The following is a 21,014-nucleotide window of genomic DNA, read 5'->3' on the forward strand; positions in this document are numbered from 1 at the left end:
GATGAATCTGCAATCACGTTTACAGGCTTTGCAGGGCAGCTTTTCACCGGCTGAAAAGCGCATCATTACCCTCATCATGCTGAGCCCGCCGGATATTGCGAAATTGAGCGTAACGGCGCTGGCAAAGCTCGCCGAAACCAGCACCGCCACGGTAGTACGAACCAGCAAGCGGTTAGGGTTTGAGGGGTATCCCGCGCTGCGGCTGGCGCTGGCGGCAGAATTGCCCCATGCGCTGCCGCCTGTCGAATCGCCGCTGGCGGCGGACATTAATGAAGCGGATTCCCCGAAGCAAATCCTGCATAAACTGCTGGCGTTTGAGGTGGAAGGCGCGACCGCCACCGCGCAGTTGCTGAAAGGCGACTCGCTGGAACAGGCGGTTGCGGCGCTGGCACAGGCGCGGCGGATTGACGTTTACGGCGCGGGCGCATCTTCGCTGGTGGCGCAGGATTTTTGCCAGAAACTACGCCGCATCGGCCTTATCGCCCAGACGTTCGGCAGCACCGACGAAAGCCTGGTCAGCGCCTGTCAGTTAACGGCGGCAGATGTCGCGCTGGCAATTTCCCATTCCGGCGAAACGGCGGGCGTTCTGGACGCCCTTCTGCACGCGAAAAACGCCGGTGCGAAGACGCTCACCATCACCGCCAATGGCCGGTCACCGCTGACGCGCAAAGCCGACGTTGTGCTGCTCACCAGCAGCCGCGAACTGGGTTTTCGCGCCGCCGCGATGGCGAGCCGCACCAGCCAGTTGCTGATTATTGACTGCTTATATATCGGCGTCGCACAGCGTTTACCCGGCGCGCGGGAAGCCTTACGCAAAACCCATGACGCCGTGCGCCAGCGCCGCCGCTGATATTCCGGCACTTCACAACGCGCCTTCTATACTTCATAAAACACTCCGTTTTATGCGTTTATCTGAGGGCAGCCATGTTCACCCATCGTTTGGTTTTTCCTGCCAGCGTGCTTCGCGGACGCGGAGCGATTAAACATTTAGGCGCAATGTGCGGACGTCTCGGCCAGCGGGCTCTGTTAGTCGGCGGCAAACGCGCAATCGCCAGCGTGGAAGCCAAAGTCGCCGACCAGCTCGAACAGCAGATGGTCAGTTATCTCGGCAGTGAAGTTTTCAAGGGAGAATGCTGCCAGCAGGAAATCAACCGGCTGGCGGACGTTTTCCGCACACAAGGCGTTGAAGTGATTATCGCCACCGGCGGCGGAAAAGCGCTGGATACCGCAAAAGCGGCGGGCGTCGCCTGCAATATTCCGGTAGTGACGTTGCCGAGCATCGCGGGCACCTGCTCCGCCGTGACATCGCTGGCGTTTCGTTATCAGGAAGACGGCGAGTTCCGCGATATGTTTCCGCTCCCCTGCGGCCCGGCGGCAGCCGTTATCGACGCTGATTTGCTCGCTGCGTCTCCGCTGGCATGGCTTTCAGCCGGTATTGGCGACACGCTGGCAAAATGGTACGAATACCGCGCCATCAGTGATCTGACCCAGCTCACCGGCCTTGCCGGTGTCGCGCGAACCAACAGTGAACTTTGCTATACGCTCATCGAACACTTCGCCGCCGACGCCTGTTTCGCAGTGCAGGACGGCAAAGCCAACAACGCGCTCGAACAGGTTCTCGATGCGATTTTCCTCTACGCCGGACTGACGTCCATTATGAGCAACGGCGCGCACACCGGCGCGTCCCATGCGTTATATGAAGGTTTCACCGCCTGTGCCAAAACCCGCCATGTCGCCCACGGTCTGCTGGTCGGATACGGGAATCTGTGCCTGCTGGCGCTCGAAGGCCGCAGCGATGAAGAGTTGCACATAGCGTTAGCTCTGGCGCGTGCCAGTGCGATCCCGACGCAGCTTTCACACATCGCTGAGGGCCTGACGGAGCAGGATCTGGCGGTGATTATCGACCGGAGTCTGAGTACGCCGGATATGGCGAATATGCCGGGGGATATTTGCTTCGCGGATGTGAGGGGGGCGATTGAGAGAGTCGAAGGGCTCGCCGCCCAAACGGGCTGATAAATTTTGGGTTGCCACCCAAACGGGCCTTTGGTTTTGACGGGATCGAGAAAATTTCGGTTTCTCACTCGCCGTGAGGGCTGAACCGAGAAAGTTTCGGTTTTTCAATTGCAGTGATCGCTCAGCGGCTTGCGCCGAAACCGACCAAAGAGGGCTATGACGAGCCCTCTTTGGAATCTCCGCGTCTTTTTACAACACGCGCTACCGCTGGCGGGCTATGTTTCAGCGACCACAATTATTGCCGCGAAAACTTGCCGCTGCGCGGTACCTTCATTTCGGTCTTCGAGCCTTAGGTCTCGAAACACTCATTCAGCAAGCTTTCTGAAAGCGGCTGGAGGCTTTTTCAAATATAACAATCGGTTGTTTTGCTCCTCCCCTGCGAAGGGAAGGCCGGGAGGGGGTTTAGCAGGCCGCTGAGTCGCTAAAACCAACACCCCATCCCGGCCTTCCCCTCGTGAGAGGGGAAGGAGCAAATCAAAACCAGCCAGCATCAATTTTTTCAATGACATAGCTTCTGGCCGCTTTCAAAAATCACGCCGTAATGAGAGGTGGAAAACCGCGTATCTGTTCGCGCGGTTTGTAACCCGAATGAAGGGAACCGCGCAGCGGCGGGATTTTGCGGCAATAGCGGTGGCACCTGAAACATGGCCAGCCAGCGGTAGCGCGCAGTGAAAGAGCCGGAGATTCTTAAGAGGCGCGGCGATAGGCGCCTCTTAAGGCCAGTTTGGGTGGCAACCCAAGGTTTTGAACTTGACCTAAGGCCAGTTTGGGCGGCGAACCCAAGGTCTTGATTTTGAATTCAGGGATTCAAAAGCCCCCTTTTGCCTCCCCAATCTCCCACAATTTCCGGCGAATCAGCTGCTTAAGCTTCAACGCCGCCTGCGAAGCAGGCTGATCTCTCCTGCTCAGCAGAATCACCTCAAACGGCAGTGCCTCCACGACAGGCAAAATTTTCAGCTGATCGACATACCGTCTCGCGGTAAACGTATCGACGACGCCGACACCACCGCCTGCCAGCACCATGTCGGCAATCACCGAATAGGTTTTGATAAACAACGCGGAATGCGGCATCAGGCTGTTTTCACGCAGGACGCGGTTGAGCACCTGCCCAAGCGGATCCTGTTGCTGGAGCATCAGCAAATCGTTGTCACATAACCACGCCAGCGACACCGGACCTTCGACAGTGGAATCTTTCGGCAATAACGCCACCATGTTGGCCTGATACACCGACTCAGCAACCAGTTCCTGCGTGGCCTGCTCGCCGAACGCCAGCGCGAAATCCATTTTGTATTGCAGCAAATCCTGGCTCAGCGTATTGAAATGTCCGGTCACCAGTTCAACGCTGCCGCCGGGCGTCTGGCGGCGAAAATCCACCAGCACCGGAGCCATGACGCTGTGCCCCAGCGCATGCGCCGAACCGATGCGCACATGCTGGCCTTCGCCCTGACGCAGTTGTTCCGCCAGTTCGCCAATCGCCTGAATATGGCTGAACAACGCCTCGACTTCCGGCATCAGGCGGCGGCCTTCGGGGGTGACGATCAGCCCCTGCGGCGTGCGGTCAAACAGTGTAAAACCCAGTTGCTGTTCGGCGTGATTCAGTACGCGGCTGACGTTGGGCTGCGAAACGTTGAGCAGACGTGCCGCGCCGCTGACGCTGCCCGCCTGTAAGACCGCCTGAAAGACTTCAATGTGGCGTAAGCGCATTTATTTCTGCGTCGTCGCAAGGTAGGAAAACGCACTTAACAGGCTGATTATATTGGCGACGTTCGGGCTGTGATAGCCCACGGTGACGGCGTCGATACGCTCAACGCCAGGGATCAGGCAGAACAAGTCGGCCAGAACCGGTTTGGCCGCCATCAGCTCAAGATGATACGGGGCGCTGAATCTCCCGGCGGTGAGCGGCGCGGGTTTGCTGACGGCAATCGTCGCCTGTTTGCGGATTTTGGCACAGGCAATCGACGGGCTGTCAGATTCGGCGGCGTTGGCGGAAATCGCGCGTTTTACGCAGACGTACTGGGATTCCGGATAGTGACGGCGGATCCAGGTTTCGAGATGATCGTCGCCGGTCACCAGCCACAGCGGGACGTTCATTTCGGCACCGGCTGCGGCGTACAAATCACTTTCACCGACCACGTTGCCGTTGAGTTTGACGCGGTAGAAGGCGCGGCCATTAATGGTATGCGCCAGCACGCCGTTTTCCCCGGCGGCGGTGTGATAACCAACAAACATCAGGCCGTCGTATTGTTGCTGTTGCAGGCCTTCGACCATCGATAATCCACGCGGTTTGCCCTGCACCAGGCGGGCGCGTGGATCGATTTTGTCCGCACGCAGGTTCTGCATCATCGCATGGCTGTCAGCAACCGTAACTTCCATCGCGCCACCGGCAAATGCACCGTCGATGGCCGCATTCACTTCGCCTTCCATCAGCGCCCGCGCGGCGTCGTAATCCGCGTTGCCGGGGCTGCATTGCTCGGGACGCATCACGCCCGCAATACCTTCGATGTCAGCAGAGATAAAGATTTTCATAATGGGTTCCCTTTTAATTCGCGAAGTTGTCCAGAATTTCAGCCAGCCCCAGCCGGTAATGTCCGTCGAATCCGCAGACGGTTTCTGCACTCAGTAAGGCATCAATAATAGCGTGTTCTGTGGCATCTGCTGCGAGCGCCAGCAGCGGTTCTAATTTCGCCTCCGCCAACGTGACACCGTCACGCTGAGTGGAAAAGGCCAGCGCGATATCACCGGAACCGTGGCCCCAGTAGCTGCCCAGACGCCCTAACCCGGCACCGGCACGTTTGGCGATCCGTCCGAGCTGGCGGCTGTCGAGATAACGGTCGCAGGCCATAATAATAATGATGGAACCGGCGTCCACCTGCGGCGCTAACTGAGGCTGAATTTGTGCGATGGCCTCACCGGCGCGCACGCCGTCGAGCGTCAGTTCGGACAGCTTGCCGAAATTCGCCAGCACCAGCACACCGAGCGTCGCGTTGAGTTCTTCACACCATCGCGACGCGGTGCCAATTCCGCCTTTCAGGCCGAAACTGCTCATGCCCCGCCCGGCGCCCACGCTGCCACGGGCGAATGTTTTTGTTGCGCCGTCGAGTGCGATCAGCGCGTCGTCTTCACTGACCGGCATCGCCTGAATGTCGTTAAGATAGAAGTCATTACATTCGAGGATCACCGGATTAATCGTCGCGTCCGGCCGTCCGATTTGCGGAAACTGCTGGCAACTGCGCTTCACGAGCGCATTAAATAACGTGCCGGTGGCGAAAGTATTGCTGAGCAGAATGGGCGTTTGCAGTTCGCCCAGTTCCATTATCTGGATCAGCCCCATCGGTTTGGCAAAACCATTCAGCACCGCCGCCCCGCAGGGTAACGGGTATTGATAAAGGTTATCACCCGGCGGCACAATCGCGGTGACGCCGGTCTGGATATCCCCCGCGGCCAGCGTGCTGTGGCCGACGGTCACGCCCGCGACGTCGGTGATGGCATTCGTAAGCCCGCAGGGAAAACGCGGGCGAAAAATCTGACGCGTTTTGCGCCAGCGTTGCAGTAAGGCCGCCAGCGCCTGTTGCGTGAATTCGTCTTGATTATTTTGCGGGTGCATCCGTATTCCGTTTCATCTCATGCGTTCAGTCAGAAATTACTTCTTCAGTTTAGGATCGAGCGTGTCACGCAGCGCGTCGCCGAGCAAATTAAACGCCAGAACCGTGAGGAATATCGCCAGTCCGGGGAAAACGCTGACGTTCCATTTTCCCGCCATCATCATGTTACGGCTCATCGCCAGAATATTGCCCCACTCCGGCACGTCAGGTTCCGGGCCAAGGCCGATAAAACTCAGGCTGGCGGCGGTCAGAATGCTGGTGCCGATACGCATCGTAAAATACACAATCACGTTCGAGAGCGTGCCCGGCAGAATGTGGCGTAAAATCACCACCCGGTCAGGCGCACCGACGCAGCGCACCGCTTCCACGTAGGCACTTTGTTTAATGGATAACGTCGCCGCACGGACGATGCGGGCAAAAACCGGCACGCTGAATACCGCTACCGCGATAATCACGTTATTCAGGCCGGGGCCGAGAATGGCGACGACGGCAATCGCCAGCAACATGCCGGGAAACGCGAACAGAACGTCGGATCCGCGCATGATCAGCATGTCGGCCCAGCGGCCATAATAGCCCGCCAGTAATCCGAGCAAAACACCGGCAATCATGCCCAGCGTGACCGAAAAAATGCCCACGTAGAGCGAAATCCGCGCGCCATAAATAATGCGGCTGAGCACGTCGCGGCCCAGATCATCGGTGCCAAACCAGTGTTCCGGCGTCGGGCCGACGCCCAGCGCCATCCAGTCCGGCGTCATCGGATCGAAAGGTGCCAGCCACGGCGCAAAGATTGCGACCAGAATCAGCAGCAAAATAAATCCGCCGGACACCAGCGCCATCGGATGACGGATAAACGTCTCGAAAAAGTCATACCACGGCGAGCGGATATCATCACTGTGCGGGGCAACCACTACCGGTTGGTTTTCTCCGGGCCCTGAGACACGATCGGTCATATGCAGCTCCTAACGCAGACGAATAGCGGGATTGACCACGGCGTAAAGCACGTCAACCAGCAGATTAATCAGAATAAATTCAAACACAAACAGCATGACCAGCGCCTGAATCACCGGCTGATCCTGCGTTTTGATGGATTCGATGAGTAACCAGCCCAGCCCCGGCCAGCTAAAGACGCTTTCGACGATGATCGAACCGCCCAGCAGGAAACCAAACTGCAACCCCAGCATGGTAATTATCGGGATCAGCGCATTGCGCATGATGTGTTTCCAGGTCACCAGCCGCGCGCGCAATCCTTTGGCGTTGGCGGTACGCACATAATCTTCCTGCGCCACGTCGAGAAATGCCGAGCGGGTGAAACGCGCCATCACCGCCGCCACCGAGGAACCGAGCGTAATCGCCGGTAAGATGATGTCGGTCGGCTGATTAAATCCGCTGACGGCAAATAGCCCAAACGGCATCGCGACAAACTGGATCAGCAGCAACCCAAGCCAGAACGGCGGCATAGAGATCCCGCCGACCGCCATACTCATTAATGTCCAGTCCTGCCATTTTCCGCGTTTAAGCGCAGAAACCACGCCAATTACCAGCCCTAACACCACCGACCAGGCAAAACCGGCCAGCGCCAGCAGCATGGTGGGCATAAAGCCGCTTTCAATTACGCTTAAGACCGGCTGACGCGTGCGGTACGTCGTCCCCAAATCGCCATGCACCATGCCGTCGAGCCAGTGCCAGTACTGCGCCGGGAGCGGATCATTCAGGCCAAGCAGTTGCCGCGCTGACTCAACCGCCTCAATCGGCGCATCCTGACCGGCGTAAATACGCGCAGGGTCACCCGGCAGCAGCTTGATAAATCCAAATACCAGTAAGGACACCACCAGTAAAACCGGGATCATCTCCAGTAGCCGGCGGATTAAATAGGTCAGCATAAATGTGTTTCCCTGAGCCTGCATATTGATGACGGTTTACTCATCCCCGGCGCAGAAGAGAGAGCTGACCGAAGGTCTGGCCTTTGCTCCTCCCCCTGCGAAGGGGGAGGTTGGGAGGGGGTTTAGCAGACATGCCCCTTGCCAAAGCACACTTTAACAAGGGTTTTTAACCTTAATACCCCACCCCAACCCTCCCCTTCGCAGGGGAGGGAGTAAACCGCATACACGTTCTGGCAATCAATTACTTAAACTGTGCCTGATTGAAAATCAGGGAGCCGTCGGCCAGCATGTAGACGCCGGACAACGCTTTACTCTTACCGACCAGATTGTCCGGGACGCCCAGATAGGCCATTGGCGCATCCGCCCACAGGACTTTCTGCACATCGGCATACGCCGCTTTACGTTTTTCAACGTCGGCGGTTTGCAGCCCGGCGGTGATCGCCGCATCAACCTGTTTGTTGCTGTAATACGACACGTTGTACGCCGACGGGATCCAGGATTCGGTAGCGAACAGCGGACGCAGCGCCCAGTCTGCATCACCCGTGGAAGCTGACCATGCGCCATAGTACATTTCGACTTTGGCATCCGCCGGTTTCGGCGTGCTCCACAGGCGCTGAGTCAGGGTTCCGGCGTCCATTGGCACCAGTTTCACCCGCACGCCAATCAGCGAGAGTTGCTGCTTCAGGAACTGCGCGCTGCGGATACGATCGGTTTTGTTGGAACTCCACATTTCCACGTCGAAGCCCTTCTCGTAACCGGCTTCTTTCATCAGCTCTTTCGCTTTGGCGATGTTGTAGCTGTAATCCGTCGTGGTTTGCTTCTGGTAGAACTGCACGTTTTTCGGCAATGGTGACGTGGACGGCGAACCTAAACCGGCGAAGCCGACTTTCAGCCATAAATTGCGGTCAATGGCATAGTTGATCGCCTGACGAACGCGCACGTCGGAGAACTCTTTTTTCTGCGTGTTGAAGGCGATGTAATACAGGTAAATGCTGGGGTTCTGAGCAATATCGAGTTTCGGATCGCTTTTCACCGTTTCCACCAGATCAGACGGCAACGGATACACCGCATCCACGCCGCCGGATTTGAGTTTTGCCACCTGCGTGGAATCTTCCGGCGTTGGATACAGGGTGACAGAATCGACTTTCGGCCAGCCTTTCTGCCAGTAGTTGTCGAATTTCACCAGTTTGACGTCTTTGCCCTGCTGCCATTCGACGAATTTAAACGGACCGGTTCCGACCGGATGCACGCTCAGATCCTGTTCATTCGGATACTGTTTCAGTGATGCCGGGCTGTGCATCACCGCTGACGGGTGCGCCAGCGTGTTGATCATCGCGCCAAACGGTTTGTTGAGCGTGATTTTGACCTGATACGGGCTGACCACGTCTACCGATTTGATCATGCTGAACAGTGAGTTACGTTTCAGATGATTAGCCGGATTTGCGAGACGGTCGAGGTTAGCTTTTACTGCATCCGCATTAAACGGCGTGCCGTCCTGGAAGGTCACGTCGTGCCGCAGGTTGAGGGTGAATTCAGTGGCGTCGCTGTTGCTGGTGTAATCCGTTGCCAGCACCGGCACCACGGCCATTTTGCTGTCGAACTGGAACAGGCGTTCAAAAATGCCGCTCTGAATGGAATAGCTCAGGGTGTCCGTGGTGTCGTGCGGATCAAAACCGGTCACGTCGGCATACATAGAAATGCGCAGATCTTTCGCCTGTGCTGAAGCGGCAAAACATAGCGCCAGCCCTGCTGCCAGCAGGCTTTTACGTAGAAACGTCGAGTGCATGGTCTTCTCCTGTGTGTCCCAAAAAAAGAAATATGATTTATCCCTGAGCGACCCAGTGGTGTTCGCTGACCCGGGAATATTTGAGTTTTTCTATCTGTACACCTGCCGGATGCACCGGCGATTTGACTTCCACATCATCAAAATTTCGTAATGCCCGCTGCGTTGGATCCGCCACCGGCACCGAACTGAGCAGACGCCGGGTATAAGTATGTTGAGGATTGCTAAACACGGCATCGCGCGGGCCAATTTCCACAATCTGCCCGCTGTACATCACCGCCACACGGTTAGCGATCCGTTCCACCACCGCCATATCGTGCGAGATAAACAGCCACGCCACACCGGTATCGCGCTGTAAGTCCATCATCAGATTGACCACCTGCGCCTGAATCGAGACATCCAGCGCGGATACCGCTTCGTCGGCAATAATCACCTGCGGCTGTAACGCCATGGCGCGCGCAATCGCGATGCGCTGACGCTGGCCGCCGGAGAATTCATGGGGATAGCGGCGCGCAAAAGAGGGATCCAGCCCGACGCTTTTCAGCAACTGATTCACCACCGGCGTGGCATCTGCCAGCGACTTTTTCAGGCCGTGCAGTAATAAAGGTTCGGCGATAGAAAACCCGACGGTCAGACGCGGGTTCAGCGACGCATACGGATCCTGAAACACCATCTGGATCTGACGGCGCACCGCCTGAAATGGCGTGTCGCGCATCAGCGTAATTTCTTTACCTTCCAGATGAATGCTTTCAGATTCACTGCCAACCAGACGCAAAATCGCCCGCCCGGTGGTGGATTTCCCGCAACCACTCTCCCCGACCAGTGCCAGCGTTTCGCCAGGCCATATTGAAAAATCAATTTGCTCAACGGCGTGCACTTCTTTGGTCACCCGTGACAGCACGCCGGAACGGATCGGGTAGCAGACCCGCAGCCCGCGCACGTCGAGCAGCGGCTGCGCGTCGTAATTCGCGGTCTTCTGATCGCCGTCTGCGGCTGAAATGTGAGGTTCATCACCTGCAATCGATTGCTTATTTTCGCCATTTTTAGCCGCGCTGAGCAGCGGAAAACGGCGCGGCCATTTCAGCCCCTGCATGTCGCCCAGTTTCGGCACGGCGGCCAGCAGTGCGCGGGTATACGGATGTTGCGCGTGGGCAAAAATTTCGGTCACGCTGCCCTGTTCCACCACGTTGCCCTGATACATCACCACCACGCGGTCGGCTATTTCGGCAACCACGCCCATATCGTGCGTAATAAAGAGCACGGACATCTCCGTGCCCTTTTGCAGGTCGCGCAGGATCTGCAGAATGCGCGCCTGCACGGTGACATCCAGCGCGGTAGTTGGCTCGTCGGCAATCAGTAATGCCGGGTCACAAGCCAGCGCCTGCGCAATCATTACGCGCTGACGCATACCGCCGGAAAGTTCGTGGGATAACATCTGAGAATGCGTTCAACGTCGGGGATACGTACCTGTCTGAGCAGGTCGCGGGCAATATTGAGCGCGGTGGTTTTGGTCGCCATCCCGTGATCGCGCAACCCTTCGGTGAGCTGATCGCCCACCCGCAGCACCGGGTTAAGCGACGTCATCGGTTCCTGGAAAATCATCGACATTTCGCGGCCACGCAGTTTGCGCCGCGATTCTGCCGGAAGGGAATTGAGAACGTGACGCGTGCCGTCGCGTCCGAAAAAATTGATCGTACCGCCGTCGATGTGTGCGGAATCCGGCAGCAGGCCCATGACGCTCAGCGACGTGACAGATTTACCGGAGCCGCTTTCGCCGACCACCGCCACCACTTCACCTTTATTAATAGAAAAGGAAACGCCCTTCAGCGCCTGAGTTTTGCCCTGACGGCCGGAAAACGTGACCGACAAATCGTTAATCTGCAAGATTGGCGATGGCTGTTCATTCATCAAAAAAACGTCTCCTTTATAGATAGCAGTTAAAAAATCAAAGCCAGACTTCGCCATTTTCGTAACGCAACGCCGGTTCAGCGTCCTGCGCCAGCCAGATCGGGCCATCCAGATCGACACGTTCGGCCTGAACCGCCACCGGCAGCGCGGCTTCCATCGCAATCGACGAACCGAGCATACAACCCACCATGATCCGCAGCCCCAGCCGGCGGGCCTCTTCGGTCATCGCCAGCGCTTCAGTCAGTCCGCCGCATTTATCGAGCTTGATGTTAATCATCTCGTAGCGGTCGCGCAGACCGGCGATATCCGAACGTGCGTGACAGCTTTCGTCGGCGCAGACAGGAATGGGATGCAAACACCGCACCAGATCGTTGTCATGGCCTGCCGGAAGGGGTTGTTCAATCATCGCCACGTTAAATTCGTGCAGCGCCTGAAACAGGCTGCCGAGATCTAAACCCTGCCAGGCTTCGTTGGCATCCACGACCAGCGTCGCCAGCGGTGCCGCCGCGCGGATAGCGGCGACTTTCTCAATAATCTGCTCGCGATCGAGTTTGATTTTCAGCAACTGCGCGCCACCGGCCACGGCAATTCCGGCCGCTTTTGCCATGTTTTCCAGAGAATCCAGGCTCAGGGTTTCCGCCGTAATCACCGAAACAGGTTTCGGCATATCAAGCAGTTGCCACAAGGTTTTGCCCTGTTTTGCCGCATCCAAACGCCACATTGCACAGTCCAGGGCATTGCGCGCAGAGCCAGCCGGCAACACGTTCTGCAACGCTTCACGACTCAGCCCCTCTTCGACCTGTGGCCGGATCCATTCAAGCTGTTCGCAAACACTTTGCGGCGATTCCTGATAATGCGCGGTGGGCGTACATTCGCCGGTGGCGGTAAATTCACCGTCCGTCAGGGTTACACGCACCACCGTGACAGCGGTGCGTGTTCCGCGTGAGATCACAAAGGGCTTGGCCAGCGGCAGCTCGGCTGACAAGAAAGTCATCTGAATCATCAGCCGTTGTCCCTGATCCATTGCGCGATATTTTTGATGCCGAAACGCACCGGATCGGTTGCCGGAACGCCGAATTCTTCACTGATTTCGGCCAGCGCGATTTTGGCTTCTTCTTCACTCACGGCGGAAGTGTTCAGCGAGAAACCGGCGATTCTGACGTCCGGGCTGGTGAGGCTGGCAGCGGCCAGATTGGTGTCGAGGCACTGACGCAGCGTCGGCATAAACTGATGCTGCAGATGGCGCATATGCGGACGGCCAAGTTCATGACACATCACCAGTAAATGCGCCTGCGCGCCGTGGATCAGGCCCATGCTGACGCCTGCAAATGACGGATGGTACAGCGAACCCTGCCCTTCGATGATGTCCCAGTGGTCATCGTCGTTGGCCGGTGACAGCGCTTCTACCGCGCCGGAAATAAAGTCAGCAATCACGGCATCAATCGCAATACCCGCACCGGCCACCAGCACACCCGTCTGGCCGGTGGCGCGAAAATCTGCATTTAAATCCAGTTCACGCATCGCGGATTCCAGCGCCAGCGAGGTGTACATTTTGCCGACGGAACAGTCGGTACCGACCGTCAGAATACGTTTACCGCTGCGTTTGATTCCGGTGCCGGTGTCCAGCTCCGGCTGCATATGGCGCACATCAAAAAGTTGTACATTGTGTTCAGCCGCCAGTTCCACAAGTTCAGGAATATCGTTCAATCCCTGATGCAAACCGTTCGCCACGTTCAGCCCTGCGCGGATCGCCGTTTTGATCGAATCAAGCCAGTGACGGGGTAATTTGCCGCCCGAATTCGCCGTACCCAGCACCATGGTTTTTGCACCCTGCGCAATCGCTGTGTCGATATCCAGATCCGGCAACCCCAGAGACACAGAATCGGTGGCCAGACGGATTTGCCCGACGCAGGCTTCAGGCCGCCAGACGTGTATCCCGCGCGCGGTTTTCGCCGCCAGCGGATCCATGACATCACCCAGGAATAGCAGGTACGGCTTCGGTATTTGCTGCATGTCAGTTTCTCCGGAAATGAATTTTAGAATGTGTTTTATGTCAGACCGGAGGTCACTATTCCACGGGAGACATCCCCCGGCGAATACTTGTTTGGCGCTGGGGTATAACCTCAGGCTATAGGGTTTAGTCTGTTGAATTAGTGGGGATTATTTGAAATGGAGAGAAACGACGTAAGGCGGGAGAATTCATGAGAAAGCAGCAATAAAAAAAGGCAGAACCAATGAACTCTGCCTTTGCGATTACCTTTTTCAGACACAGAATGGGGTAATAATTTTGTTCACTAACTTAGAAGCGGTAAGTCAGTGCAACGGCTACAACGTCATCAGAGCTCACGCCCAGTTTGTTGTTGTCATCGATCAGGTTGATCTCGTAGTCAACATAGGTGTACATGTTTTTGTTGAAGTAGTAAGTCGCACCGATTTCCACGTATTTGACCAGATCCTCATCGCCCACGCCTTCAACGTCTTTCGCTTTAGACTGAACATAACCGACTGAAGGACGCAGACCGTTTTCGAACTGGTACTGTGCAACCAACTCATAACCCTGAGTTTTGTTCGCGAAACCGCTGGTGCTGCCAACAGTGATTGGCGCTTCGTTGCGGGTTTCGTTGTACATGGCTGCCAGGTAAATCTGGTGTGCGTCATATTTCAGGCCGGTTGCCCATGCAGAAGCTTTGTCGCCTTTGCCGTAAGTCCCGGTGGTTTGTGCATTGGTGCGGTCAGAAGAAGAACCCGCGATCACTGCACCGATACCGGAACCTGCGATATCTTCATAATCGATTGACGCACCGTAACCGTCGCCATTCGCTTTAGTCGCAGTACGACCGTCATTTTCGTTCTTAGCCTGGTATTGCAAAGCAACGTTCAGACCGGTGACCAGACCGAAGAAGTCCTGGTTACGGTAAGTTGCCAGGGCATTTGAACGGCCAACCATGAAGTTGTCGGAGTTAGCGGTATCACCACCGAACTCAGGCAGCATATCGGTGAAGCCCAGTGCGTCGTAAACCACACCGTAGTTACGGCCGTAGTCGATTGAACCGAAGTCTTTGATTTTCAGACCTGCAAAGCCCAGACGGGTTTTGTTGCCCAAATCGCCCTGAGATTCAGCGTGGTTAGCCTGAATGTTGTATTCCCACTGACCATAACCGGTCAATGTGTCGTTAATTTGAGTTTCACCCTTAAAGCCCAGACGCGCATAAGTTTTGTCGCCGTCTGAACCGGTGTCATCAGAAAAATAATGCTTAGCGGTTACGCGACCGTAAAGGTCCAGTTTATTACCATCTTTGTTATAAATTTCGGCTGCATTTGCGGTAGAACCCACTGCAATTAAAGAGACCGCTAAGGCCAATACACTGCGCTTCATCATTATTTAAGTTTCCTTGATTTTTATAAAGGATTTCTCATGCCCGCTTTCTTTTAAATATCGGGAATATCGGGCTGTGAGTATTTGTATATGTTTTTAAATGCGTCTGTCTGTAAAGCGATTTGAACCTTAACACTGAGCACGAAAAGTTAAAATGGAAAAGTTCGCCTCGATAAGTCTTTTTTGAGTAAAGAGTTGTAAAAATATGTTTCAATCATAAGTCTCTAACCCCCTGATTATATGCGGTTTTCGCATAACGTTTTGCACCATTTTGGTGCTGTGCGTTATTTTGGTGCAAAATGAGTTTACTTTTGTAAAGTAGTTGCTAGCGAGATCACCTTTCTCAAAAGGTTTTTATCTGTTAACAATCGTTAATGAATTCACATTAGGAAAAAAGGGTTTGCCTTTAAATAGTGCATAGCAGGGTAATTATTATAGTGGTAATTTCATTAGCAAATAAATAGAAAATGCCACCATAAGATTTTTGTACTACGCAATTTTGTCCGCATTCGGATTTTTAATAAAAAGCCTGAGCAAAATAAAGACAAATTTATTCTAAAAATAATTTCCCACGTGATTAAATTGAACGAAAAATGATATTCACACATTTCAGAAGTGGCTTTTATTTATTCAAAACGGGCTTTGGGATGTGTGCAAGCACTTCAGGGAAGAAGAAAAAGGGTATCCGGTCAGAACGCATTTGCAGGTTTTACAGCAGAGGGGATTGATGAATCATCAGAACCCTCCTCACGAGTGAGGAGGGCAACAAAAATTAACGAAACTGTGCCGCGTGAAGTTGTGCGTAGCGGCCCTGAAGGGCCAGCAGAGAATCATGCGTCCCCTGCTCAACGATGCCTTCTTTATCGACCACGATAATGCGGTCGGCATTCTGAATCGTTGCAAGACGGTGAGCAATCACCAGCGTGGTTCGCCCTTCGGAAAGCTCGGCCAGCGATTGCTGAATCGCCTGTTCGGTGGCGGTGTCGAGCGCAGAAGTGGCTTCATCGAGGATCAGGATCGGCGGATTCTTGAGGAAAATACGGGCAATGGAAAGCCGCTGTTTCTGCCCGCCGGAGAGTTTAACGCCCCGCTCACCAATAACCGTGTCCATCCCCAGCGGCAGCGCATCAATCACATCATCAAGACGCGCGCGGCTGGCGGCCAGACGGATTTCGTCTTCGCTGGCATCGAGCTTGCCGTAGGCAATGTTTTCGCGGATGGTGCCGCCAAACAGGAAGACATCCTGCTGCACAATACCGATGTTGTGGCGTAGCGAGGTTTGCGTCATATCACGGATATCAATACCATCGATGGAGATACTACCGCTGTCAATCTCATAGAAACGTGGCAGCAGTGAGCACAGCGTGGTTTTCCCCGCACCGGACGGCCCGACAAACGCCAGCGTTTCACCGGCATTAATCGACAGCGTGATCCCGTTCAGGATTTTGCTGGCCGGGGTATAACCAAACACCACATTGTCGTAAAGAATGTCGCCACGCAGATGACTGACAACCTTTGCGCCCGGACGATCCACGATATCCGGTGCCGTATCAATAAGCTGTGTAAAGCGTTTAAAACCGGCGATGCCTTTCGGATAACTTTCTAAAACAGAGCTGATTTTCGCAACCGGCCGGAAGAACACTTCCACCAGCAGCAGGAAACCGACAAAACCACCGTAGGTCAGTTGGTCATTAATCACATACCAGGTGCCCGCCACCATCACGATCAGTTGCACCAGACGCGTACTCAGATAGCTCAGCGTCAGGCTGGCGGTCATGATCTGATAGGCTTTCAGTTTGGTGGTGCGGTATTTATTGTTGTCATACGCAAAGAGTTTCTGCTCATGTTCTTCGTTGGCGAACGCTTTCACTACGCGAATACCGCCGATGCTTTCTTCTATACGTGCGTTGAAATTCCCCACCTGCCCGAACAGCCGCCGCCAGGTTTCCGTCATTTGCGCCCCGTAACGGCTCACCATCCAGGTCATCGCCGGCACAATAATGATGGTCATCAGCGCCAGTTGCCTATGCACTGTCGCCATCAGAATAAAGGCACCGATAAAGGTCATTACGGCGATAAACACGTCTTCCGGCCCGTGGTGCGCGACTTCTCCGACTTCTTCCAGATCCTTGGTCACATGCGTAATGATGTGGCCGGTTTTGGTGTTGTCGTAATAACGGAAAGAGAGTTTCTGTAAATGGCTGAAAGCCTGACGCCGCATGTCGGTTTCAATGCCGACGCCCAGCGCGTGCCCCCAGTAGTTCACAATCGCCATCAGCGCAGTGTTAAACAGGTAGATCAGCAGCAATCCGACCGTCGCGCCGATGATCAGCACCCAGTCGTGGGCAGGGAGAAGTTTATCGATGAAGGTTTTGATCGCCATCGGAAAACCCAGTTCCAGCAATCCGGCGAGGATTGCGCATCCGAAGTCGAGCAAGAACAGTTTTTTATAAGGCGCGTAATAAGCGAAAAAACGGCGGAGCATCATGCATCCTCATTGAGACGGCCCAAAATGGGCAAGTCCGTCAGTCTAAATGAAAACGGTTATCGATAAAGAGGTTTTTGGTTCAGTTACTACTTTGTTCTTCAGAATCATTGGCTTCGGTAAATGATGAGCGGTGTCCTCCATGCCATCCGGCCTTATATAAGTTTGTGTACCCCGCTTAAAATGACGCCGAATGCTGCATTCAGTGCCTGCCAGGCCATCTCTTCCGTGATGGCTTCGTAAGTAGTCAGCACCGCCACGAAAGTAGATTTTTGTGACGCCAGTAAAGACTCATACTCACCCGACCGAAAGTTGCTTTTCCCCTTTTCAATCTCCCAGGCAAGCTGAAGCAGCGCTTCAATTTGCGGCACCGCGCCGTTTACAACGGTATTCCAGTTAGTACCCAGTGAGTTTTTTGCCGCATTAATTGCGCTGTCTCTTAATTGAAAGATATCACTCATTTTTATCACCCCGATTAATTTTGCGTTGTAGTAGCGCCATTTTTTAAGACCAACTGGTATATCAGCATTGCCTGTAAAATAGCGGAAATTTGTTTTCTCTGAATATTGATATAGGCTGGCGAGTCGTATTGCGAACAGTGCTGCCTTTTATATTTAATCTGATAAAAAATATTTCTCAGCCCAGACATCTGCTGGCCGATGGCGGGATTATTATTCAAGATTCTGGTTCGTAGCTCAATCATTGATAAATCCGTCTCAACGGAATTAAAGAATGCGCTGTCAGATTCAGAAGGTGGCGAAATCAGCGAAAGCGGTTGCCCCGTCATAACGGGCGCGGCCTGACAGGCAACAACCGGTTTAGCCGCAAGCGAATTGTCCGCCATCGCCTGCGCAGTCCAGCTAACAAATTGCTGGTCGGCCTTTAACTGGAATGCGGTAATCTGATTATCCAGAGTCGGGTCATACTTATGTGAAGTACATGCGGAAATCATCATGACAGCGAAACACACCGCTATTACAGACCTTATTTTTAATTTCAACAGATGTCTCCTGCGGACACTTTCATTGATATGGATTTTATTACACTGCCGTGCTTTGAAAATTAGCCATAAGAAAGAATCAGCGCAACCGGAGGGTTAATCATTTTCAATCACCTCTGAGAAAAAATTTATCAATGAGATAAATAACAGATTACTGAATTGACCTTTGATCTCTTCCGGGCCTTCGGCGATACTGTTCAAATACACAGTTCATTGGTTTTTGGCAAAGGATAAAGAGGTCACAATGGGAGAATTTACCGGTTTCACGCAATCAGGCCTGAACTTCCTGCAGGCGCTGCGTCAGAACAATAATAAAGAGTGGTTCGATGAGAATCGTGATATTTATCAGGAACATCTTCTTGAGCCGATGCGTAAGCTGGTCGCAGACCTGAGCCAGGACATGGTGGTCATCGACGATTTGTTCGAAACCCGTCCGGTGATTGGCAAAACCATTTCCAGAATGCACCGCGATACGCGTTTTTCTCACGATAAGTCGATCTACCGCTGCAATCTGTGGCTGACCTTCAAACGTTCCCGTAAAAACTGGACCGATGCGCCGGTGTACTTTTTTGAATTCGGGCAGGACTGGTGGCGTTATGGGCTGGGATATTACAGCGCGTCAAAAACCACGATGGATCTCTTCCGCCAGCAGCTGCTGAAAAAGCCCGCTGAGTTTCTGAAAATGGCGAAATGCATTGAGCCGAATTTCACCATTGAGGGCGACAGTTATAAACGCCCGCTGGTTAAAGATCAGGATCCGGCGCTCGCGGCCTGGTACAACAAAAAATCCTTCGCGCTGATGAGTTCTCACATGGATATGGAACCGGTGATGACTAGTGAACTGGTGGGGATCCTAAGTCGTGATTTTCAGCGCATTGCGCCGTTGTATCAGATGCTGATCGGGATCGAGGGAATGAAGAGGAATCAACTGTCGTTGGGGGAAGAGTGATGTTCATGGGATCGCCGACCAAACGGGCTTTAAGATATTAAAGGGATCGAGTAAATTTCGGTTTCTCACTCGCCGTGGGGGCTTTAATCGGAATCGAGAAAATTTCGGTTTCTCACGAGCGGTGACCACATGGCTTTTCGCGCCGAAACCGACCAGAGAGGGCCAGGACGGGCCCTCTCTGGGCTCTCCACGTCTTTTTTACTGCGCGCTGCCGCTCGCTGGCTATGTTTCAGAAGCCACAGCTAGTGCCGCGAAAACTTGCCGCTGCGCGGTACCTTCATTTCGGTCTTCGAGCCTTTCGGTCTCGAAACACTCATTCAGCAAGCTTTCTGAAAGCGGCCACTGGCTATGTAATTCAGCATGCTTTTTGAAAGCGGCTGGAGGCTTATCTAGATTCAAAAGCAGACGAGTTTTAATCTTTTTAGATAAGTGGGCTGGCGCGCTCAAAATCCAGCTGAACGGAGCGGCTTCGAGACCTATGGCTCGAAGACCGAGTGAAGGCAGCACGAAGTGCCTGGATTTGCGCCACATGCTGGAGTAACAGAACACGTCCGTCGACCCAGCGACAGCGCGCAGTTAAAAAAGCGCAGAGTCCAGAGACCCGCGCGTTACCGGGTCTTTGGTCGGTGTGGGCCGACGCCCACGACCTTGAAGTTGAAGTTGAAGTTGAAGTTGAAGTTGAAGTTGAATTTAACTCCCAACTCCCCCGGTTGCCTCAACCGCCATCCGAACATATATCTCCCGCAATTTCCGGGTCACCTCCCCAGGCTTCCCATCCCCGATCACCTTCCCGTTCAGGCTCACCACTGGCCAGATAAACGTTGTGGCGGAACTGATGAAAATCTCCCGCGCATTCTGCGCCTCTTCCAGCGTGAACGGACGTTCTTCGACACGGAGATCGTTTTGTTTCGCCAGTTCGAGCAGCGCCTGACGCGTGATCCCGTGCAGAATGTGCGTACTCAGCGGACGGGTGATCAGCGTGCCGTCGGCATCCACGATCCAGGCATTGCTGGAACTGGCTTCGGTGATCAGGCCGTTTTCGACCAGCAACGCGTCGTCTGCATCGTGTTTATGCGCATACTCTTTGGCAAGACACGGCGCTAACAGACCGACGGTTTTGATGTCGCGACGCTGCCAGCGGATGTCATCCAGGGAAACCATGCGGATGCCGGTTTTCGATTTCGGATGATCAATCAGCGGGCGAGCCTGCGTGAACATCAGGAAAGTCGGGGTGACACTTTCACCGGGAAAATCAAAGTCACGGTCACCGCTGTTGCCCCGGCTGATTTGCAGATAAACCGCCCCTTCGCGCAGATTATTCCCGGCGATGAGCCGGTTTTGCAGGTTCTCAATATCCCCTAACGCGCAAGGCAACCGCAGATCCAGCGACTGACACGAACGCGCCAGCCGGGCCAGATGGGCGGCGTTATCCAGTAACCGGCCATTCAGAACGGCACTCACCTCATACACCGCATCCGCGAATAAAAAACCGCGGTCAAACACCGACACCTTCGCATCCTGCTCGGCAACAAACTCCCCATTGAGGTATACCGTTCTGGTCATGTTATTTTTCCTGGCCAAATTGAAATAGGATTTTTATTAGCTTACCTGAGTCACCAGAATAAACTGCGTGAAAACTGAGCGGGTGATGTTGACGTAACGCAGGTTTTGGGTGCCCGGCGCATAAAAAAAGCGCTCCGTTGAGCGCTTTTCACGAGGATTGCCAGACGATCAGATCTGGCCTTTCTTCTTTTTATTACGGATGACCAGCCAGCTGATCAGCGCCATTACCGCACCCATAAAAATAAACCAGATACCGAGCATCAGCTGGGGTGCCATTTCACCCGGCGGGGTTTCCGGGCTGCCAACAATCAGGCCGTGAAGCGCGGCGACAATGCCGATCACCAGTAAAATCAGGCTGTTGCGTAATAAACGACGGGCAACAGTCATAGGTTGTCTTGGAGTGGCCATCAGTACGTCCTTGAGCAATAAAATAATGATAAGGGCGCATAATAGCG

General features: G+C 54.2%; 17 protein-coding genes and 1 pseudogene. 3 read left to right on the forward strand and 15 right to left on the reverse strand.

All coding sequences use genetic code 11. The features are described 5' to 3' along the window. Window position 1 precedes the first annotated feature (1 nt). Both ACM5QY_RS16780 and ACM5QY_RS16785 read left to right on the forward strand, forming a co-directional pair. Window positions 2–850, forward strand: a complete 849-nt coding sequence (locus tag ACM5QY_RS16780; protein WP_416121866.1) for a MurR/RpiR family transcriptional regulator — start codon at window positions 2–4, stop codon at window positions 848–850. A 74-nt stretch (window positions 851–924) separates the two neighbouring features. After that, window positions 925–2,013, forward strand: coding sequence for an iron-containing alcohol dehydrogenase family protein (locus ACM5QY_RS16785; protein ID WP_416121867.1), 1,089 nt, complete (start codon window positions 925–927; stop codon window positions 2,011–2,013). Window positions 2,014–2,820: 807 nt separating this feature from the next. On the opposite strand, the gene ACM5QY_RS16790 is transcribed toward ACM5QY_RS16785, so the two are convergent. The 13 genes and pseudogenes from ACM5QY_RS16790 to ACM5QY_RS16850 form a co-directional block, all read right to left on the reverse strand. Continuing rightward, window positions 2,821–3,717: a LysR family transcriptional regulator gene (locus ACM5QY_RS16790; protein WP_416121868.1), complete on the reverse strand. Its 897-nt coding sequence runs from the start codon at window positions 3,715–3,717 to the stop codon at window positions 2,821–2,823. After that, window positions 3,718–4,539, reverse strand: coding sequence for a M55 family metallopeptidase (locus ACM5QY_RS16795; RefSeq protein WP_416121869.1), 822 nt, complete (start codon window positions 4,537–4,539; stop codon window positions 3,718–3,720). A 13-nt stretch (window positions 4,540–4,552) separates the two neighbouring features. Further along, window positions 4,553–5,617, reverse strand: a complete 1,065-nt coding sequence (locus ACM5QY_RS16800; protein ID WP_416121870.1) for a P1 family peptidase — start codon at window positions 5,615–5,617, stop codon at window positions 4,553–4,555. Window positions 5,618–5,653: 36 nt separating this feature from the next. Further along, the gene (locus tag ACM5QY_RS16805) at window positions 5,654–6,565 is read right to left on the reverse strand and encodes an ABC transporter permease subunit (protein WP_416121871.1); all 912 of its coding nucleotides are present in this window, start codon (window positions 6,563–6,565) and stop codon (window positions 5,654–5,656) included. A gap of 9 nt (window positions 6,566–6,574) precedes the next feature. Beyond that, window positions 6,575–7,495 (reverse strand): ABC transporter permease subunit, encoded by a 921-nt coding sequence (locus ACM5QY_RS16810; RefSeq protein WP_416121872.1) that lies wholly within the window; start codon window positions 7,493–7,495, stop codon window positions 6,575–6,577. Between the two features lie 241 nt (window positions 7,496–7,736). Next, window positions 7,737–9,281 (reverse strand): glutathione ABC transporter substrate-binding protein, encoded by a 1,545-nt coding sequence (locus tag ACM5QY_RS16815; protein ID WP_416121873.1) that lies wholly within the window; start codon window positions 9,279–9,281, stop codon window positions 7,737–7,739. A 37-nt stretch (window positions 9,282–9,318) separates the two neighbouring features. Further along, window positions 9,319–11,186: pseudogene (locus ACM5QY_RS16820) on the reverse strand (ABC transporter ATP-binding protein). A 37-nt stretch (window positions 11,187–11,223) separates the two neighbouring features. Beyond that, complete coding sequence (gene dgcA, locus ACM5QY_RS16825) at window positions 11,224–12,189, reverse strand: N-acetyl-D-Glu racemase DgcA (protein WP_416121874.1); 966 nt, start codon at window positions 12,187–12,189, stop codon at window positions 11,224–11,226. Beyond that, window positions 12,189–13,199, reverse strand: a complete 1,011-nt coding sequence (gene dgcN, locus ACM5QY_RS16830; RefSeq protein WP_416121875.1) for an N-acetyltransferase DgcN — start codon at window positions 13,197–13,199, stop codon at window positions 12,189–12,191. Before dgcN ends, dgcA begins: the two co-directional genes overlap by 1 nt. 286 nt (window positions 13,200–13,485) lie before the next feature. After that, window positions 13,486–14,565 carry a porin gene (locus ACM5QY_RS16835; RefSeq protein ID WP_416121876.1) on the reverse strand — a complete coding sequence of 360 codons (1,080 nt, stop codon included), beginning with the start codon at window positions 14,563–14,565 and terminating at the stop codon, window positions 13,486–13,488. Between the two features lie 769 nt (window positions 14,566–15,334). Then, complete coding sequence (locus ACM5QY_RS16840; protein WP_416122911.1) at window positions 15,335–17,047, reverse strand: ABC transporter ATP-binding protein; 1,713 nt, start codon at window positions 17,045–17,047, stop codon at window positions 15,335–15,337. A 155-nt stretch (window positions 17,048–17,202) separates the two neighbouring features. After that, the gene (locus ACM5QY_RS16845; RefSeq protein WP_416121877.1) at window positions 17,203–17,508 is read right to left on the reverse strand and encodes a hypothetical protein; all 306 of its coding nucleotides are present in this window, start codon (window positions 17,506–17,508) and stop codon (window positions 17,203–17,205) included. 14 nt (window positions 17,509–17,522) lie between these two features. Beyond that, window positions 17,523–18,047 (reverse strand): hypothetical protein, encoded by a 525-nt coding sequence (locus ACM5QY_RS16850; protein WP_416121878.1) that lies wholly within the window; start codon window positions 18,045–18,047, stop codon window positions 17,523–17,525. A 244-nt stretch (window positions 18,048–18,291) separates the two neighbouring features. Between ACM5QY_RS16850 and ACM5QY_RS16855 the strand changes: the two genes are divergently transcribed. Next, complete coding sequence (locus tag ACM5QY_RS16855) at window positions 18,292–18,996, forward strand: DUF2461 domain-containing protein (protein WP_416121879.1); 705 nt, start codon at window positions 18,292–18,294, stop codon at window positions 18,994–18,996. A gap of 690 nt (window positions 18,997–19,686) precedes the next feature. On the opposite strand, the gene ACM5QY_RS16860 is transcribed toward ACM5QY_RS16855, so the two are convergent. After that, entirely contained in the window at window positions 19,687–20,559 is an 873-nt protein-coding gene (locus ACM5QY_RS16860; RefSeq protein ID WP_416121880.1) for a D-amino-acid transaminase, read from the reverse strand. Window positions 20,560–20,727: 168 nt separating this feature from the next. Continuing rightward, entirely contained in the window at window positions 20,728–20,967 is a 240-nt protein-coding gene (locus tag ACM5QY_RS16865; protein WP_416121881.1) for a hypothetical protein, read from the reverse strand. Window positions 20,968–21,014: the final 47 nt, after the last annotated feature.

The sequence above is a fragment of the Rahnella sp. PCH160 genome (genome assembly GCF_047784855.1).
Lineage (GTDB): Bacteria > Pseudomonadota > Gammaproteobacteria > Enterobacterales > Enterobacteriaceae > Rahnella.

What these genes read in the sequence shown, in the direction of transcription:
- ACM5QY_RS16780 (WP_416121866.1), top strand. Translation starts at nt 2, where the DNA reads ATGAATCTGCAATCACGTTTACAGGCTTTGCAGGGCAGCTTTTCACCG.
- ACM5QY_RS16785 (WP_416121867.1), top strand. Translation starts at nt 925, where the DNA reads ATGTTCACCCATCGTTTGGTTTTTCCTGCCAGCGTGCTTCGCGGACGC.
- ACM5QY_RS16790 (WP_416121868.1), bottom strand. Translation starts at nt 3,717, where the DNA reads ATGCGCTTACGCCACATTGAAGTCTTTCAGGCGGTCTTACAGGCGGGC.
- ACM5QY_RS16795 (WP_416121869.1), bottom strand. Translation starts at nt 4,539, where the DNA reads ATGAAAATCTTTATCTCTGCTGACATCGAAGGTATTGCGGGCGTGATG.
- ACM5QY_RS16800 (WP_416121870.1), bottom strand. Translation starts at nt 5,617, where the DNA reads ATGCACCCGCAAAATAATCAAGACGAATTCACGCAACAGGCGCTGGCG.
- ACM5QY_RS16805 (WP_416121871.1), bottom strand. Translation starts at nt 6,565, where the DNA reads ATGACCGATCGTGTCTCAGGGCCCGGAGAAAACCAACCGGTAGTGGTT.
- ACM5QY_RS16810 (WP_416121872.1), bottom strand. Translation starts at nt 7,495, where the DNA reads ATGCTGACCTATTTAATCCGCCGGCTACTGGAGATGATCCCGGTTTTA.
- ACM5QY_RS16815 (WP_416121873.1), bottom strand. Translation starts at nt 9,281, where the DNA reads ATGCACTCGACGTTTCTACGTAAAAGCCTGCTGGCAGCAGGGCTGGCG.
- dgcA (WP_416121874.1), bottom strand. Translation starts at nt 12,189, where the DNA reads ATGATTCAGATGACTTTCTTGTCAGCCGAGCTGCCGCTGGCCAAGCCC.
- dgcN (WP_416121875.1), bottom strand. Translation starts at nt 13,199, where the DNA reads ATGCAGCAAATACCGAAGCCGTACCTGCTATTCCTGGGTGATGTCATG.
- ACM5QY_RS16835 (WP_416121876.1), bottom strand. Translation starts at nt 14,565, where the DNA reads ATGATGAAGCGCAGTGTATTGGCCTTAGCGGTCTCTTTAATTGCAGTG.
- ACM5QY_RS16840 (WP_416122911.1), bottom strand. Translation starts at nt 17,047, where the DNA reads ATGCTCCGCCGTTTTTTCGCTTATTACGCGCCTTATAAAAAACTGTTC.
- ACM5QY_RS16845 (WP_416121877.1), bottom strand. Translation starts at nt 17,508, where the DNA reads ATGAGTGATATCTTTCAATTAAGAGACAGCGCAATTAATGCGGCAAAA.
- ACM5QY_RS16855 (WP_416121879.1), top strand. Translation starts at nt 18,292, where the DNA reads ATGGGAGAATTTACCGGTTTCACGCAATCAGGCCTGAACTTCCTGCAG.
- ACM5QY_RS16860 (WP_416121880.1), bottom strand. Translation starts at nt 20,559, where the DNA reads ATGACCAGAACGGTATACCTCAATGGGGAGTTTGTTGCCGAGCAGGAT.
- ACM5QY_RS16865 (WP_416121881.1), bottom strand. Translation starts at nt 20,967, where the DNA reads ATGGCCACTCCAAGACAACCTATGACTGTTGCCCGTCGTTTATTACGC.